Genomic DNA, 16,803 nt, shown 5'->3' on the forward strand with positions numbered 1-16,803 from the left:
GCCTGCCCGTGAGTGACCGAATGGGTCGGCTGAATGACCGTTCGCCTCTGGGGGCGTCGCGGCATGCCGGATGTGTCGAAGAGGTGACCGAGGAGGGCCCGACCGCAGCGGGCGAAGGGGGCAAGGGGGAGTACCCACCTCTTGCCACTTTCAACTTATAGCGCACAGGGGGGCTTGCGGCAAGGCCCCCGCAGTACCGCACAATCGCTCACCGTAGCCGGAACTCGCGGAAAAAAAATGGGGGATTCACCAAGTGAGTTTGCTGTCGTCGGTTCATGGGTCGTCGAGCGCTTTCGACCTTCCCGACCATCTCTCGGCCAAAGCCGACCCGACGCTGATCGCCGGCGACGAGCGGCACTTCGCGGCCATCGCGGAGAGCCTCGCGGATGCCGTCGCCGACCTGTCCGACCGGCTTGACGCGACGCTCAAGGCGCCCGGCGGCAAAGGCCGGGCGGCGATGGACCGGGACGTGGAGGTCCACCAGCTGACCACGCGCCTGCGCGCCCTGCGCCGCTTCGGCCTCGACTTGTGTCTCGGACACATGGTCAGTGCGGACGATCCCGAGCCCGTGTACGTCGGACGGGTCGGCCTCACGGACAGCACGGGACGCCGGCTGGTGCTCGACTGGCGTTCCCCCGCGGCCGAACCGTTCTTCGGGGCGACCCACGGCAATCCCATGGGCCTGGCGAGCCGCCGCCGGTACCGCTGGACCCACGGCCGGATCAGCGACTACTGGGACGAGGTCTTCACCGCGGACGGGTTCGAAGGGCACGCCGCCCTCGACGACCAGTCCGCTTTCATCGCCAGCCTCGGCAGCAGCCGCTCGCCCCGGATGCGCGACGTGCTCGGCACCATCCAGGCCGACCAGGACGCCATCATCCGTGCGGGATCCCGCGGCGCGCTCGTCGTCGACGGCGGTCCCGGCACGGGAAAGACCGTCGTCGCCCTGCACCGCACCGCCTACCTCCTCTACTCCGACCCCCGCCTCGGTCACCGCCGGGGCGGCGTGCTGTTCGTCGGCCCGCACCAGTCCTACCTCGCCTACGTCGCCGACGTGCTCCCCAGCCTCGGCGAGGAAGGCGTGCAGACCTGCACCCTGCGGGACCTCGTCACCGAGGGAGCCACGGCGACGACCGAGCCCGACCCGGAGGTGGCCCGCCTGAAGTCCTCCGCTGACCTGGTGAAGGCGATCGAGGCCGCCGTCAGGTTCTACGAGGAGCCGCCCACCAAGGGCATGACGGTCGAGACCCACTGGTCCGACAGCTGGCTGAGCGCGGACGACTGGGCCGAGGCGTTCGCGGCGGCGGAGCCCGGCACCCCGCACAACGAGGCGCGCGAGCAGATCTGGGAGGAACTGGTCGCGATCCTGCTGGACAAGCAGGACGGCGAGATATCGGCCGACCTCTTCCGCAAGTCGCTGCTGCAGAACAGGGAACTGCGTACGACGCTCAACAGGGCCTGGCCGATGCTCGAAGCGGCAGACGTCGTCGGAGACCTGTGGTCGGTACGCGCCTACCTGCGGCTGTGCGCCCCCTGGCTCAGCCCCGACGACGTACACAAGCTCCAGCGCAAGGAGGATCCGCAGGCCTGGACGGTGTCCGACCTGCCGCTCCTCGACGCGGCACGGCAGCGGCTCGGCGACCCGGAGGCGTCCCTGCGCGAGCAGCGGCACAGCGCGGCGGTCGCCGCCGAACGCGAGCGCATGGCCGGTGTCATCGACAACCTGCTCCAGGCCGACGACGACGGCGAAGGCGCGGTGACGATGCTGCGCGGCCGGGACTTGCAGGACAGCCTGATCGACGACACCGCCTTGCCCGGCGCCGACCCGGACCTGCTCGCGGGACCGTTCGCGCACATCGTGGTGGACGAGGCCCAGGAACTGACCGACGCCGAGTGGCAGATGCTGCTGCTCCGCTGCCCGTCCCGGAGCTTCACCATCGTCGGGGACCGCGCCCAGGCCAGGCACGGGTTCACGGAGTCGTGGCAGGAACGTCTTGAGCGGGCCGGACTCGACCGGATCGACGTGGCGTCGCTGAGCATCAACTACCGGACGCCGCAAGAGGTCATGACGCAGGCCGAGCCGGTCATCCGGGCCGTTCTCCCGGACGCCAACGTGCCGACGTCGATCCGCAGCAGCGGCGTCCCCGTCGTACACGGATCTGTCGCGGATCTGGACTCGGTCCTCGACACCTGGCTCGGCGCGCACGCCGAGGGGATCGCCTGCGTCATCGGCGACCCCACGTTCCGGGCGACTCCCCGGGTCCGTTCGATGGCCCCGGAGCTGACGAAGGGGCTCGAGTTCGACCTGGTCGTCCTCATCGACCCGCAGACGTTCGGCGACGGCATCGAGGGAGCGGTCGACCGCTATGTCGCGATGACCAGGGCGACCCAACAGCTCGTGGTCCTCACCAGCTCCTGACCTCTCCGGGCACCCCGCCCAGGGAACGTACCGAACGTCACGAAGCCAGGGCGGTGTCCGGTGCTTCCGGAATCTGGGCCCCGGTGACGGCCGGCGGGATGAGCAAGGTGAACCACACGTTCTTGCCGGCGGCGGTGGGCCGGGTGCCCCAGGCATCGGCGAGGGCCTCGACCAGGATCAGCCCACGGCCGCTCTCCTCCGTGTCCTCGGCGAGCCGGGCCCGTGGCCGGGGCGTGCTGTGGTCGCTGATCTCCACGCCTAGTTCGCGGACGCTGTGCCACACCCGCAGGTTGAGCGGTCCCTCGGCGTGGCGGAACGCGTTGGTCAGGAGCTCCGACGCCAGCAGGAGCGCGCTGTCGCTCAGCGCCGTGAGGCCCCATTCCCGCAGCTTCTCCCGGAGGAAGCGCCGCCCGGCCGGAACCGAGACCGCCTCGCGTGCCAGGCCCGCCTCCGCGGTGTCCAGCGGGGCCGTGGGGAAGTTGACGAGCAGCAGGGTCACGTCATCGGCGTACGTGTCGGTGTCGGGCAGCAGCGTACGCAGGACGCGGTCGGCGGCGTCCTCAAGGCTGTCGGCCGTGGCGAAGACGTCCTCCAGCGTGCTGGTCAGGAGTTTCAGCTGGAGGTCGATGTCGCTGCTGGAGGTCTCGACCATCCCATCGGTGTACAGGGCCAGGGTCGTTCCGGCCCGGAGGGGGAGGTGGACCTGCTGATGCGGCACTCCGCCCACTCCCAGGGGGATGCCGGTCGGTACCGGCAGCTCGTGGACCCCCGAGTCCGGATCGATGAGGAGGACCGGCAGATGACCGGCCGAGCACACCGTTACCTCGCCCTGGGCCGGGTCGGCCTGCAAGTAGACGCAGGTGACGAATGGTTCGGGCAGATCGCGCGCGAACGCGTCCAGTGCCTGCATCAGTTCACAGGGCGGAAGACCGGCGAGGGCCAGGGCGCGTGCCGCGGAGCGCAACTGGCCCATGACCACGGCCGCGTCGAGGCCGCGCCCCATCACGTCGCCGACGAACACCCCGACCCGCCCGGCCCCCAGGTCGATCAGGTCGAGCCAGTCCCCGCCGACCCCCTGTCCCTGTGTCGAGGGCAGATAGCGGCTGGCCGCCCGCGCACCGGGGATCTGTTTGGAGGCCCCCATCAGGTTGAGGGCCAGCGAGATGTGCCGCTGCTGCGCATACAGTTCGGCGAGTTCGGCCTCGGCTCTCTTGCGTTCGGTGATGTCGCGCATGATGGAGCAGGCGGCGGTGATGGAGCCGTCGTGGGTGCGGATCGGCCAGAGAGTGACGTCGATGTCGAGGATGCGGCCGTCGCTGGCGGTGCGGCGGGTTTCGTAGTGCTCGATGCGTACGCCGCCGGCGATCCGTTCGAGGAGTTCGGCTTCCTCGTCCTTGAGCTCGGGGGGCACGAGCATGCGGACGTGGCTGCCGACGGCCTCGTCGGGCGTGTACCCGTACAGATGCTGGGCGGCCGCGTTCCAGAACATGATCTGCCCGTCGAGGGTCTTCATGAGGATCGCGTCCTGCGAGGATTCGACCAGCCCCCGGAACAACCCCTGCTGGTCGCCGGAGCCCTGCAGAGATTCCACTGACATCATCGGTGCCTCGCTTCGCTTCCAACACCAGTCAAGATGACGGATATTGCAGCACACCAGATGTCATATCCCGGGGGCTTCCGGACTTTTGCCCCCGAAGGGTTCGCGGTTGTTCTCTCCTGCAAGCTCCACACAGAACACGTGCCCCATTGGGACTGCCGGTCACATCAGACACCCGCACAGCCCAGGACCGCGAGGAGTTCGAGGCGTTCGGCGTCCTGACTGCCCGGTTCGGCCGTGTAGATCATGATGCGCAGGTCACTGCCCGCGACACTGAGGACGTCGCAGTCCAGCGTCACGGGGCCCACCTCGGGATGGTCGACGGTCTTGCGGGACGCTTCGTGACGGCCCACGGCGCCGGAGTCCCACAGCTCGGCGAACCGCTCGCTGCGCGACCGAAGTTCGGCGATCTGCCGCCGCAGCCGCTGATCCGCCGGGTACCGGCTCGCCGCCGCGCGCAGGTCGCCGACGACCGCGGTCTCCAGCGCGAGCTGCGACTGCGACGTGTGGCGGACACGGCCGCCCGAGCCGAGGAAGGCGCGCCACGCGCCGCTGCGGTCGCGGCCGTGCCGCTCGCCCATCAGCGCCGTGTACAGCGGGTTGGCGAGCAGCAGCATCCATGACGCGTCGGAGACCGCGACGGGCGTCCCGGTCAGCCGGTCCAGCATGCGGTGAACGCTCGGCGTGATGTACGCGGGGACCGTGCCCTGCCCCGGTGGCACAAGCCCGGCGCCGTGGAACAGGTGCTCACGTTCGGCCGAGGACAACCGCAGCGCCCGTCCGAGCGCCTCCACCACCTGCTCCGACGGGTTGGTCGCCCGGCCCTGTTCGAGGCGGGTCACGTAGTCGACCGAGATCCCGGCCAGCATCGCGAGCTCCTCGCGGCGCAGCCCGGCCGCGCGCCGATGACCGCCCGCCGGCAGCCCCGCCGCCTCCGGGCGGACCCGGTCGCGCCACCGCCGCACCATCCGCCCGAACTCCGTGCTCGCCATGCCACCACTGTGCACCGCGCCGCCCGGATCTTCCTGGTACCGGCAGTCCCAGGAAGAGGGGACTCCTGGCTGCTCCCGGCCGCCCGGCGCAGCCTGGGGGCATGACTACGACACTGATCACCGGAGCGAACAAGGGCCTTGGGTTCGAGACGGCCCGCCGGCTCGTCTCCGTAGGCCACACCGTCTACATCGGCAGCCGCGACGCCGAACGCGGTCTCCGCGCCGCCGAGCTGCTGGGCGCGCGGCCGGTCCTGCTCGACGTCACCGATGACGCGTCCGTGGCAGCCGCGGCCGAGACCGTCGCGGCCGGCGGAGGCCTCGACGTACTGATCAACAACGCGGGAATCGAGAGCCGGGACGCCGACAACAACGCGCCCGGCGCCGCGGACATGACCGCCGACCAGATGCGGGAGGTCTTCGATACGAACGTCTTCGGCATGGTGCGCGTCACCCACGCGTTCCTGCCGCTGCTCCGGCGCTCGAAAGCCCCCGTCATCGTCAACCTCAGCAGCGGTCTGGCCTCCCTGAGCCGGGTGGCCGAGGCGGGCACACCGGCGTACGCGTATCCGGGCGTCGCCTACCCGGCGTCGAAGGCCGCCGTCAACATGATCACTGTGCAGTACGCGAAGGCGTTCCCGGGCATGCGGATCAACGCGGTGGAGCCCGGCTTCACCAAGACGGACCTGAACGGCAACACCGGTGTCCAGACCGTCGAAGAGGGCGCCGAGATCATCGTGCGCATGGCGCAGGTGGACCCCGGCGGCCCCACCGGCGGTTACTGGGACGCTGAAGGCCGCCTTCCCTGGTAGCCGCCGTCGTCTACATACGGCTTACGGCTACGGCTTGCGGGCGAGGCCGCCGTGTTCGCCGATGGCCACCGGGGTGGGGGAGCCTGCTTCCGGGCGCCAGAAGGGGACCGAGACGACGCCGGGGTCCAGGAGTTCGAGGCCGTCGAAGAACGCGGTGATCTGGTCGACGGGGCGCAGGAAGTAGGGGACGGCGCCGGTTTCGTTGTAGGCGTCCTGTGCCTGTTCGTAGGTGGCGTCGATGCCACGCGAGCCGTCGTTGATGGACAGGTAGCTGCCCGAGGGCAGCGCGTCCATCAGGCGGGTGACGATGCCGCGTGCCAGGTCGTAGTCGCCGACGTGGCCCAGGATGTTGCTGAGGATCAGGGCCGTGGGGCGGCTGAGGTCGAGCGTCTCGGCTGCGGCCGCCAGGATCCGGTCGGGGTCGGACAGGTCGGCGTCGACGTACGCGGTCGCCCCCTGCGGGGTGGAGGTCAGCAGCGCGCGTGCGTGCGCGAGGACCATCGGGTCGTGGTCGACGTAGACGATCCTGGTCCGCGGGTCGAGCCGCTGGGCCACTTCATGGGTGTTGTCCACGGTCGGCAGGCCCGTCCCGATGTCCAGGAACTGGCCGATGCCCGCCTCGGTGACCAGGTATGTGATGGTGCGGCGCAGGAAGGCGCGGCTGCTGCGGGCGATGGTGACGATGCCGGGGAAGACGGCGCCGTACGCGTCACCGGCTTCCTCGTCGACGGGGTAGTTGTCCTTGCCGCCCAGCCAGTAGTTCCAGATCCGGGCCGAGTGCGGCACCGATGAGTCGATCTTCTGCTGCGCCGCCGGTCCCGGCGTCGTCGTGTTGTCGGTCATGGAGAGCGTCCGTCTTTCACCCGAGGCCTGAAAGGTTGTGGGCACAACCTACGTCCCAACCGCCCGGACACGTATACCAGTTCACGTTACCGGCGAGTTCGCCCAACCGTTCCTACTCGCTCCTGCTGGTTCCTACTGGTTCCGCCCCCGCTGCCAGGCCAGCGCGATCCCGAGCACGGTGAGCAGGACGAGCGGAATCACCAGCCATGGCGGGGTGCTGTCCACGCCCTTGTAGGCGATCGCGCCTACGCCGTCGGACACCTGCATGGGCCCTCCTCGGTCCTCGGCCTATTTTTTTCCCCGTGTTCCCCGTAGGCCGGTCACGATGCCGAGCGGGACGAAGCGTCGCCGGTATGGCGGCGCGTCGCGCACTCCGCGAGGATGACCCCTTCGCTTGGGACGTCCGCGGAGGTGGGCGCGCGGCCGGGAGAAGGGCATCGCGATGGGATCACACGCGGCGGCGAGACGGCGCAGGCCCCTCGTGCTCGCGGCGCTGGGCACCGCCTTGCTCGCCGCCCTGCTGTCCATTCCCAGTGCCGGGGGAGCGCCGCGGCCGGGCGACGCCTGCGGCACCGGCGTGGGCACTGAGCTGCCGCGCGGTGACTGCGGGCCGTTCTGGCAGGTCCTCGCCGAGGACTTCAACAAGGATCAGGTGCCGCTCGGCGCGTTCGGCGACTGCGACCACCACGCCGACACCTCCGCGGCGTACTGCGGCGAACTCGACGGCTCCTACCGTGACAACTGGTGGGCCTACCCAACCGGTTGGCGCGACACGTCCAACGACCGTGGCCGTGACGTCGTCGGTGTCTACCACCCCGAGGACACGGTGAGCGTAGACCCTGCGGAGAACGGCGACGGCCGCATGCGCATCCGGATGTGGCGGCCCGCCGACGGAGGTCCCGTGCACGCCGCGGCGGTCGTACCACGGGCCGTCATGCAGATGAAGTACGGCAAATACAGCGCCCGGATCAAGGTGACCAAGCCGGCCCCCGGCTACAAGTCCGCCTGGCTGCACTACGGCGGCGGCTGCGAGATGGACCACCCCGAGGGCAATTGGAACGGCTCCCTCACCGCCTTCCACCACCCGTGCGGCGGCGGCGAGCAGGGCACGTTCCGCGGCGCCGACGACTGGACGCGATGGCACACGGTGTCGACCGAGTGGACCCCCGGACATGTGCGCTTCTTCGTGGACGGCAGGCAGACGGGACACGACACCAGGGGCGTGCCCGACCAGCCGCTGTCATGGATCCTGCAGAACGAGAGCGCTCTGGAGGGCCCGGGGGCGGCGCCCGGCAGCAGTGCGCAGCTGGAGATCACCTGGGTCGCCGCGTACGCGTACGACTGGAAGTGATCAGGGAGGGCACTCGGGTCCCCATGGGCCGGATGGCCGAGGTTTCAGCGGGAGCAGTTCGGCAAAGCGTACAAATATGGTGCAAATCGGCTACACGATGATGACCGAGCAGGCGGGCCCCCGCGCCCTCGTCGACGACCTGGTCGCGGCGGAGCGGGCCGGATTCGACTTCTCCGTCACCTCTGACCACTACTTCCCCTGGCTCGACTCGCAGGGGCACGCGCCGTACGCCTGGAGTGTCCTCGGCGCGGCCGCACAGGCGACCTCGCGGATCCCGCTCATGACGTACGTGACCTGCCCGACGGTCCGCTATCACCCCGCTGTGGTGGCGCAGAAGGCGGCGACGATGCAGTTGCTCGCCGAGGGCCGCTTCCGGCTCGGCCTCGGTTCGGGCGAGAACCTCAACGAGCATGTCGTCGGCGAGGGCTGGCCATCGCCGCAGGTCCGTCTGGAGATGCTGGAAGAGGCGGTGGACATCATCCGCGCCCTCTTCACCGGCGACAACGTGAACCATCAGGGCACCCACTTCGACGTGGCGAACGCCCGCCTGTACGACCTGCCCGACGAGCTGCCGCCCATTGGAGTGGCGGTCTCCGGCGGGCGGTCCTGCGCGCTGGCCGGGCGCCTGGCCGACCTGGTCATCGCGACCGAGCCCAAGGCCGAGCTGCTGGACGCCTTCGAGCGGCACGGCGGGGGCGGCAAGCCCCGCGTCGGCCAGCTCCCGGTCTGCTTCGACACCGACAAGGACGCGGCGGTCGCCCGCGCACACGATCAGTTCCGCTGGTCGGTCGGCGGCTGGCCCGTCAACTCCGAACTGCCCGGGCCCTCCGGCTTCGCCGGCGCCACCCAGTTCGTCACCCGGCAGGACATCGGCGAACAGATCCCCTGCGGCGACAACATCGACGACTTCGTCGACGCCGTACGCCCCTTCGTCGACGCGGGCTTCACGGAAGTCGCCCTCGTCCAGGTGGGCGGTGACCAGCAGCGTCCCTTCATCGACTGGGCCGAGAAGAAACTGCTGCCCGCGCTGCGCGAGCTCTGACCCGCGATCCCTGAACCCCTCAACTACCTGGCGCCACTTCGGGTACCCGTGACCACGTCAGGTACCTGCGACCCCATGGAGAACAGCGTGAACGACACACCCGCCCCGGATTCCCCCGCCGAGCAGTCCGGATCCCCCGACCAGGTGCAAGTGGTCCTCGGCGAGTGCTCCGCGGCAGACGCGGACGCCGTCTTCGGACTGCTGCGGACCCACTATCCCTCCGACCGCGGTGACGACGCGCCGCACCGGACCGAGCAGCCCCGCCCCGAAGTCTGGACCGGCGGCTTCCTCGCCGCCCACGACCCGGGCCCCGTCCGGGGCGTGCTGCTCGCGGACACCGTCACCGCCGATCTGCAGGGCGGCCCGGTGGCGGTGAACCGACTGCGGGCCACGCTCGAATCGGCCTTCGCCACCTCCGTGACCGGGACCGTCTCCGGTGACCAGGAGGTACAGGTGCAGCTCCGTCTGACGGGCTCCGAGCACGGAGAGCCGCCGCTCTCGCAGAAGTGAGCGACGCGGCCACTCGGCCGCGCCGCTCCCTCCCGTATGCCCTTGCTCCTTACGTACGTCCCTGACCCGGCGCCAGAGCTTCGTCAGCTCTTGGCGTCCGGGTCGGACGCGCCGTGCCAGACCGTCGTGGCGTTGCAGAACTCGCGGATGCCGTGCCCCGACAGCTCACGCCCGTAGCCCGAACGCTTGACGCCGCCGAAGGGCAGGCCGGGGTGCGAGGCGGTCATGCCGTTGAAGAAGACACCGCCCGCCTGGAGATCCCGTACACAGCGCTCGACGTCGTCGTCGTCCCGCGTCCACACGTTCGAGCTGAGCCCGAACGGCGTGTCGTTGGCCAGTGCCACGGCCTCGTCCAGATCCGCCACGCGGTAGAGCGTGGCCACCGGGCCGAACGTCTCCTCCTGGTGGATGCGCATCTGCTCGGTCACGTCGGCGAGCACGGTGGGGGAGTAGAACCAGCCCCGCTCCTGCTCCTTGGGGCGCTGCCCGCCGCACAGCGCGGTGGCGCCGTGGCCGAGCGCGTCGTCGACGAGCTCCTCCAGATCGCTGCGGCCCTGTTCGCTGGAGAGCGGGCCGACGTCCGTCTCCTCGCTCGACGGGTCGCCGACGGTCAACTCCCGCATGCCCGCCACGAACCGGTCCCGGAAGGCGTCATAGACGTCGGTGTGCACGATGAAGCGCTTTGCGGCGATGCAGGACTGCCCGTTGTTCTGCACCCGGGCGGTCACCGCGGTCGCCGCGGCCCGCTCGACGTCGGCGCTCGGCAGCACGAGGTACGGATCGCTGCCGCCCAGCTCCAGGACGGTCTTCTTGATCTCGTCGCCCGCGACGGACGCCACCGAGCGGCCCGCGGGCTCGCTGCCGGTGAGGGTCGCCGCCGCCACCCGCTTGTCGCGCAGGATGCCCTCCACGGCGCCCGAGCCGACCAGCAGCGTCTGGAAGCAGCCCTCGGGGAATCCGGCGCGGCGGAAGAGGTCCTCCAGGTAGAGGGCGGTCTGGGGCACGTTCGACGCGTGCTTGAGCAGGCCGACGTTGCCCGCCATGAGGGCGGGGGCCGCGAACCGTACGACCTGCCAGAGCGGGAAGTTCCACGGCATCACGGCGAGCACGACGCCGAGCGGGCGGTAGCGGACGATCGCCCGGGACGCGCCGGAATCCTTCACATCGGCCTGTACGGGGTGCTCGTCCGCCAGCAGTTCCCCGGCCCGCTCGGCGTACCAGCGCATGGCCTTCACGCATTTGGCCGCTTCGGCCCTGGCCGCCTTGATGGGCTTGCCCATCTCCGTGGTCATGGTCCGGGCGATGGCCGCGTTGTCCTCCTCCAGCAGATCGGCGGCCCGGTTCAGGAGCCGGGCGCGCTGGGCGAAGTCGCTGGTGCGGTACTGGGCGAACGCGGCCGCGGCTGCCGCCAGGCGGCGCTCGACCTCCTCGTCCGTGAGCGGCTCGAACGTCTTGAGCGTCTCGCCGGTGGCGGGATTGACCGTGGCGATGGGCATGCCGTGTCCTCCTCGGGATGCCTGGGATACCTGTGACGTGGCACCGGGTTCCCACCCTAGGGCGACGTACGCAAGGGGGCATGCCCAGAGACTTCTAGAGGATCTCCAGGGGCTGCTTGCGCACCGGCGGCGGGAACGCGGCGTCCAGCGCCTTGAGATCGTCGTCGGTGAGGCGCAGGTCGAGGGCCGCGTGGTTCTGCTCCACGTGCGCCGCCGTGGAGGCCTTGGGAATGGCGATGACGTCGGGGTGGCGCAGCACCCAGGCGAGCGCCACTTGGAGCGGTGTGCTCCCGTGGGCCGACGCCACGGCTTCCAGGGCTCCGTGGCCGAGGAGGCGCCCCTGTTCGAGCGGGGAGTACGCCATGACAGGCACCGAGCGCTCGCGGCACCAGGGGAGCAGGTCGTACTCCGGGCCGCGCCGGGTGAGGTTGTACAGCACTTGATTCGTCTGGGGAAGAGCGCCCTCGGGGAGGTCGGTCAGGTCGTCGACGTCCAGATTGCTGACACCCCAGGCGCCGACGCTGCCCTCGCTCACCAGCCTTTCGAGGGCCTCGACGGTCTCGGAGAGCGGCACACCGCCCCGCCAGTGCAGCAGATACAGGTCGATGCGGTCCGTGCCGAGGCGCCGCAGGCTCGCGTGGCAGGCGTCGACGGTGCCACGGGAGTCAGCGTTCGACGGCAGCACCTTGCTCACGAGGAACACCTCGTCACGGCGCCCGCGCACCGCCTCGCCGACCAGCTCCTCCGAGGCGCCGCTCCCGTACATCTCAGCCGTGTCGATCAGCGTCATGCCCAGATCCAGGCCCCTGCGGAGCGCCGCAAGTTCCTCGGAGCGCCGCGCGGGATCGTCTCCCATGTGCCACGTGCCCTGACCCAGGGCGGGCACGCTCGCACCGGAGGGGAATGTCACTGTCTCAGCCGCTGCCATCGTGTGTCCCTTCTCGTACTTCAGTCGTCGCGCCCACGCCGAGAACACCATGCTCACGCGCGATCGCACAACTGATCACCTCCGTGCGGCGGCTAGCGCACGAGGCAGGGACGTTTGGCGTCGAACTGCCAGTCGGGGATCAGGTAACGCATGCCGGTGGCGTCGTCGCGCGCTCCCAGTGCCTTCTCCTGGTAGAGCTCGTGGGCCGCGAGCAGGCGGTCCATGTCGAGCTGGACGCCGAGTCCGGGGGAGTCGGGAACGGCTATCTCGCCTCCGACGATGCGGGGCGGGGCGGTGGTGAGGCGCTCCAGGCCCTCCTGCCAGATCCAGTGGGTGTCCAGGGCGTTGTAGTCGCCGGGCGCGGCGGCTCCGCAGTGGGTGACCATGGCCAGGGAGATGTCGAAGTGGTTGTTGGAGTGGCAGCCCCACGTGAGACCCATCGCGTTGCACAGCTGCGCCACGCGTACGGACCCCTGCATGGTCCAGAAGTGTGGGTCGGCCAGCGGGATGGAGACCGACTGCAGGGCCAGGGCATGGGTCAGCTGCCGCCAGTCGGTGGCGACCATGTTGGTGGCGGTCGCAAGGCCCGTGGCGCGGCGGAACTCGGCAAGGACCTCACGCCCCGAGTAGCCGCCCTCGGCGCCGCAGGGGTCTTCGGCGTAGGCGAGCGTGCCGGCCAACGGGGTGCACAGCTCGATCGCCTCGCGCAGGGACCAGGCGCCGTTGGGGTCGAGGGTGATGCGGGCCTGAGGGAAACGGTCCTTCAGCGCCCGGACGGCCTTGACCTCCTCGGCGCCCTCCAGGACGCCGCCCTTGAGCTTGAAGTCACAGAATCCGTAGCGGTCGTACGCGGCTTCGGCCTGCCGGACGATCGCGACGGGGGTGAGGGCCTCTTCGTGCCGGACGCGGTGCCAGTCGACGGGGGAGTCGGGCTCGCGGACGTAGTCGAGATCGGTGCGGTCGGGGTCACCGACGTAGAAGAGATAGCCGAGCACCCGTACGGAGTCGCGCTGTTGTCCGTCGCCGAGCAGGGCTGCGACGGGAACGTCCAGGTGCTGTCCCAGGAGGTCGAGCAGCGCCGACTCGACGGCGGTGACGGCGTGCACGGCGGTGCGCAGGTCGAAGGTCTGGGCGCCTCGTCCGCCCGCGTCGCGGTCGGCGAAACGGTCGCCGATCTCGCGCAGGACGCGCTTGTAGTCACCGACCTTGGCGCCGACGACAAGGGACTCGGCGTCGCGCAAGGTCTGGGTGATCCTCTCGCCGCCCGGCACCTCGCCCAGGCCTATGCGGCCCTCGGAGTCCTCTAGGACCACGATGTTGCGGGTGAAGTAGGGGCCGTGGGCGCCGGAGAGGTTCAGCTCCATGCAGTCCCGCCCTGCGACCGGATAGACGGTGAACGCGGTGACGGTCGGCTGCCTGTTCATGATCAGAGAATCCTCGGGTGGGAGAGGGCGGAAGGGGAAAGAGAGGGCGGGTCAGAGGCTGAGGACGTCCAGGGCCCACTCGACCGCGAGTACGCCGCCGAGGCCGAGGAGCGCGAGCACCGTCGTATACGTGGTGCGGACCTTGATGGCCTCGACGACGGAGAGGTTGAAGTACTCCTTGAACAGCCAGAATCCGGGGTCGTTCACATGGGAGAAGGCGATCGAGCCGCACGAGACGGCGAGCACCAGGATCTCGGGGTGGACACCGCTGCCGGCGAGCAGCGGAAGGACCACACCGGAGGCCGTGACGACGGCGACCGTGGCGGAGCCGAGCGCGATGCGCAGGATGACCGCGATGAGCCAGGCGAGGATGAGCGGGGAGATGGACCAGCCGTCCGTGGCGTCCTTGATGTAGTCGGAGATGCCGCCCTCGACGAGGACGTTCTTGAAGGCGCCGCCGGCCCCGATCACCAGCAGGATCATCGCCATGGCCTGGGCCGCCGACGTACAGGAGGCGCTGACGTCGGCCAGGCTGCGGCCGATGCGCGGTCCGAACGCCCAGATCGCCAGGAGGAGGGTCAGGAGCAGCGCGATCGGCGCCGAACCGATGAACGTGACGAAGTGCAGGAAGGGGCTCTCGCCGGAGGCGGCCATCTCGGTCACCGAGGCGGCGGCGATCAGTACGACGGGGAAGAGGGCCACGGTGAGCGCCCAGCCCATGCCGGGCAGCTCCTCGTCGGTGAACTCGCGCTCACTCACCAGGCCCTTGGGGATGGTGGGGTTCATCGCCCTGATGAACGGAAGCCTCGGCCACGCGAGCGCGACGAGCGCACCGGCGGGTATCGCGATGAACAGGCCGTAGACCAGCGTCAGTCCGACCGAGGCGTGGAAGGTCGCGGCGACGGCGGTGGGGCCCGGGTGCGGCGGCAGGAAGCTGTGCATCGTGGAGAGGGTGATGGACATCGGCAGCCCGATCCACAGGAGCTTCGCCCCCGTGACGCGTACGAGGGTGAACGCGATCGGCACGATGATGATGAAGGCGACCTCGTAGAACATGGTGACGCCGATCAGCATCGACGTGACCACCATGGCCACCTGCACCCACCGCGGCCCGAAGGCCTCCAGCATCCTGTTGGCTATGCGCTGCGCGGCACCGGAGTCCCCCATGACGCGGCCGACCATGGCGCCGAGCCCGATGGTCAGCATGGTGTCGCCGATCTGACCGCCGATGCCCTCCGAGAGGACGTCCGGGATGGTGGCCACCGGGATCCCCTGCACCAGCGCGACGCCGACCGCCACGAGCAGGAGGGCGGCGAAGCCGTTCAGTTTCAGCCTGGTCATGAGGAACAGCAGGATCAGGACGCTGATCCCGACTACGACGAGCGGCATTATTCAGTTCCCCTTTGAACTGTTTTGAACTCTCTCGAACGGTCAGGCTGTGCGGCGCAGTTCCGTGGCCAGCTTCAGACCGGCGGTCAGCACCCTTCGCAGTTCGGCGGTGTCGTCAGGGCCGGGATCGGTGAGCGGCGCGCGCACCGGTCCGACCGGGAGGCCGCGCAGCCGGGCGGCGGCCTTGACCAGCGAGACGGCGTACCCCGGCACCCGGTCGCGCAGTTCGACCAGCGGCACGTAGAAGTCCCGCAGCAGCCTGTCCACCGCCGCGTCGTCCTTCTCCCGCAGCGCGCTGAAGAAGGCATCGGCGATCTCGGGGGCGAAGGCATGGACGGCCGATGAGTAGGCGGGGACACCGACAGTGGCGTACGCGCGGGCCTGCATCTCCGCGGTGGAGGCGCCGTTGAAGAAGAGGAAGCCCTCGGGGGCGGCGAGCGTGAGGCGTTGCAGCCGGTCGAGGTCGCTGTGCCCGTCCTTGAGGCCGATGACGGTGGGGATCTCCGCGATCCGGCGCAGGGCGCCGGCGTCGAACGTGACTTGGCCGCGCTGGTAGGCGATGAGCGGCAGCCGGGTGCCGCCGGCGATCCGGCGCACCTGTTCCACCAGGCCGTCCTGCGACGCCTCGACGAGGTAATGCGGCATCCCCAACAGGGCGTCCGCGCCCTCCTCCTCGGCGATCCGCGCGAACCGCAGCGCCTGGGCCCAGCCGTAGCCGACGCCCGCCACCACCGGCATCCGGCCGTCCGCCACCTCGACGGTGACGCGGACGACCCCGCGGTACTCCTCCTCGTCCAGTGAGAAGAACTCGCCGGTGCCGCAGGCGGGGAACACCGCGCCCGGGCCCGTGGCCAACTGTGCGGTCAGGTACGACCGGTAGGACTCCAGATCGAGACTGCCGTCGCTTCTCAGGCTCGTGAGCGGGAAGGACAGCACCCCACTCGCCATGCCTTCACGCAGCCGCTGGGCGACCGCCGCGGGATCGGACTCGGGCTCGGCCTCGGGCTCACTCTTGGACCCCATACTGAACTTGTTCATGAATCTCATCTCTATATGCAGATGGCGTCCACGTATGAGAATGGAGGCTAGGGTGATGAACGACTGGGGTCAATGGGTGGGACACCGCGGATCTACGATGTGTTCATGGCGGATGAGGGGCCCACGGCGGAGACCAGAAGTGACCGCGGAGCCGGATCGGGCGTCCGCGGGGTCAAGTCGGCGCTCCGCACGGTGGCGTTGCTGGAGCTCCTCGCGGAACGCGCCGACCGGCCTGCCCGCCTGGACGAGCTCGCCGAGGAGCTCGATGTCCCGCGCAGCAGCATGTACCAACTGCTGCAGACACTCGTCGACTGTGGCTGGGTGCGCACCGACACGACCGGATCCCTCTACGGCATCGGCATCCGCACGCTGCTCACCGGTACGAGTTACCTCGACAGCGACCTGAGCGTGCGCACGATCCGCCCCTACCTCGACGAGGCCTCGGACGCCCTCGGCGAGACGATCCACCTGGCACGGCTCGACGGGCCGAACGTCGTGTACCTCGCGACCCGCGAATCCCACGAGTACCTGCGCACCATCAGCCGCGTCGGCCGCCGCGTCCCCGCGCACGCGGGCGCCCTCGGCAAGGCTCTCCTCGCGGAGCGCCTGGAGGGTGAAGTGCCGCTCCCCGAGGGCCCGTTGACGGCCTGCACCGAGAACACCCTCACCGACCGCGCCGCCCTGGTCGCCGACCTGGAGCGGGTCCGTGAGCGCGGCTACGCCATCGACCGCGAGGAGACGGTGACCGGCATCGCGGGCTTCGGCTTCGCCCTGCGGCACGACGTACCGGCTGTCGACGCCATCAGCTGCTCGGTTCCCGTCGCCCGGCTCACCGAAGAACACCAGAGCCGCGTGGTGTCCGTCATGCGGGAGATCCAGACGAAGATCGAAACCCTCCTGTCGCGCGTATCGGGTGCCCCCGACTGGCGTTGACCTCGCCGTTCCACGGCGCGATGTCCTAGGCG

Annotated in this window: 15 protein-coding genes; 6 read left to right on the top strand and 9 right to left on the bottom strand. The window is 69.9% G+C overall.

Features of this window, described 5'->3' with window-relative positions; all coding sequences use genetic code 11:
- Window positions 1-253: 253 nt before the first annotated feature.
- A complete protein-coding gene (gene helR, locus ACGFX9_RS23605) occupies window positions 254-2,419 on the top strand; it encodes an RNA polymerase recycling motor ATPase HelR (protein WP_393475240.1) in 2,166 nt (721 codons plus the stop codon).
- 37 nt (window positions 2,420-2,456) lie between these two features.
- On the opposite strand, the gene ACGFX9_RS23610 is transcribed toward helR, so the two are convergent.
- Both ACGFX9_RS23610 and ACGFX9_RS23615 read right to left on the bottom strand, forming a co-directional pair.
- The gene (locus ACGFX9_RS23610) at window positions 2,457-4,010 is read right to left on the bottom strand and encodes a SpoIIE family protein phosphatase (protein WP_393475243.1); all 1,554 of its coding nucleotides are present in this window, start codon (window positions 4,008-4,010) and stop codon (window positions 2,457-2,459) included.
- Between the two features lie 173 nt (window positions 4,011-4,183).
- Entirely contained in the window at window positions 4,184-5,008 is an 825-nt protein-coding gene (locus tag ACGFX9_RS23615; protein WP_393475245.1) for a helix-turn-helix transcriptional regulator, read from the bottom strand.
- A 101-nt stretch (window positions 5,009-5,109) separates the two neighbouring features.
- Here ACGFX9_RS23615 and ACGFX9_RS23620 point away from each other — a divergent pair, with 101 nt between their 5' ends.
- A complete protein-coding gene (locus tag ACGFX9_RS23620; RefSeq protein ID WP_393475248.1) occupies window positions 5,110-5,817 on the top strand; it encodes an SDR family NAD(P)-dependent oxidoreductase in 708 nt (235 codons plus the stop codon).
- Window positions 5,818-5,844: 27 nt separating this feature from the next.
- On the opposite strand, the gene ACGFX9_RS23625 is transcribed toward ACGFX9_RS23620, so the two are convergent.
- The gene (locus ACGFX9_RS23625) at window positions 5,845-6,660 is read right to left on the bottom strand and encodes an SAM-dependent methyltransferase (protein ID WP_393475251.1); all 816 of its coding nucleotides are present in this window, start codon (window positions 6,658-6,660) and stop codon (window positions 5,845-5,847) included.
- Window positions 6,661-6,792: 132 nt separating this feature from the next.
- Window positions 6,793-6,927: a hypothetical protein gene (locus ACGFX9_RS23630; RefSeq protein ID WP_393475254.1), complete on the bottom strand. Its 135-nt coding sequence runs from the start codon at window positions 6,925-6,927 to the stop codon at window positions 6,793-6,795.
- Window positions 6,928-7,102: 175 nt separating this feature from the next.
- Between ACGFX9_RS23630 and ACGFX9_RS23635 the strand changes: the two genes are divergently transcribed.
- From ACGFX9_RS23635 to ACGFX9_RS23645, 3 genes are all read left to right on the top strand, one after another.
- Window positions 7,103-8,011, top strand: a complete 909-nt coding sequence (locus ACGFX9_RS23635; RefSeq protein WP_393475256.1) for a glycoside hydrolase family 16 protein — start codon at window positions 7,103-7,105, stop codon at window positions 8,009-8,011.
- 76 nt (window positions 8,012-8,087) lie between these two features.
- On the top strand, window positions 8,088-9,053 hold the full coding sequence (locus ACGFX9_RS23640) for an LLM class F420-dependent oxidoreductase (protein WP_393475259.1): 966 nt from the start codon (window positions 8,088-8,090) through the stop codon (window positions 9,051-9,053).
- An 87-nt stretch (window positions 9,054-9,140) separates the two neighbouring features.
- Window positions 9,141-9,563, top strand: a complete 423-nt coding sequence (locus ACGFX9_RS23645) for a hypothetical protein (RefSeq protein WP_393475262.1) — start codon at window positions 9,141-9,143, stop codon at window positions 9,561-9,563.
- Between the two features lie 83 nt (window positions 9,564-9,646).
- On the opposite strand, the gene ACGFX9_RS23650 is transcribed toward ACGFX9_RS23645, so the two are convergent.
- The 5 genes from ACGFX9_RS23650 to ACGFX9_RS23670 form a co-directional block, all read right to left on the bottom strand.
- Complete coding sequence (locus tag ACGFX9_RS23650) at window positions 9,647-11,059, bottom strand: NADP-dependent succinic semialdehyde dehydrogenase (protein WP_393475265.1); 1,413 nt, start codon at window positions 11,057-11,059, stop codon at window positions 9,647-9,649.
- 94 nt (window positions 11,060-11,153) lie between these two features.
- A complete protein-coding gene (locus ACGFX9_RS23655; RefSeq protein WP_393475268.1) occupies window positions 11,154-11,987 on the bottom strand; it encodes an aldo/keto reductase in 834 nt (277 codons plus the stop codon).
- A 92-nt stretch (window positions 11,988-12,079) separates the two neighbouring features.
- Window positions 12,080-13,411: an enolase C-terminal domain-like protein gene (locus ACGFX9_RS23660; RefSeq protein ID WP_393475271.1), complete on the bottom strand. Its 1,332-nt coding sequence runs from the start codon at window positions 13,409-13,411 to the stop codon at window positions 12,080-12,082.
- 51 nt (window positions 13,412-13,462) lie between these two features.
- A complete protein-coding gene (locus tag ACGFX9_RS23665) occupies window positions 13,463-14,800 on the bottom strand; it encodes a gluconate:H+ symporter (RefSeq protein ID WP_393475274.1) in 1,338 nt (445 codons plus the stop codon).
- Window positions 14,801-14,842: 42 nt separating this feature from the next.
- Window positions 14,843-15,823, bottom strand: coding sequence for a 5-dehydro-4-deoxyglucarate dehydratase (locus tag ACGFX9_RS23670; protein ID WP_393475422.1), 981 nt, complete (start codon window positions 15,821-15,823; stop codon window positions 14,843-14,845).
- A gap of 120 nt (window positions 15,824-15,943) precedes the next feature.
- On the opposite strand from ACGFX9_RS23670, the gene ACGFX9_RS23675 reads away from it, so the two are divergent.
- A complete protein-coding gene (locus tag ACGFX9_RS23675; RefSeq protein ID WP_393475276.1) occupies window positions 15,944-16,771 on the top strand; it encodes an IclR family transcriptional regulator in 828 nt (275 codons plus the stop codon).
- The last annotated feature ends 32 nt before the right edge of the window (window positions 16,772-16,803 follow it).

It is taken from the genome of Streptomyces sp. NPDC048436 (assembly GCF_043200355.1).
Classification (GTDB): domain Bacteria; phylum Actinomycetota; class Actinomycetes; order Streptomycetales; family Streptomycetaceae; genus Streptomyces.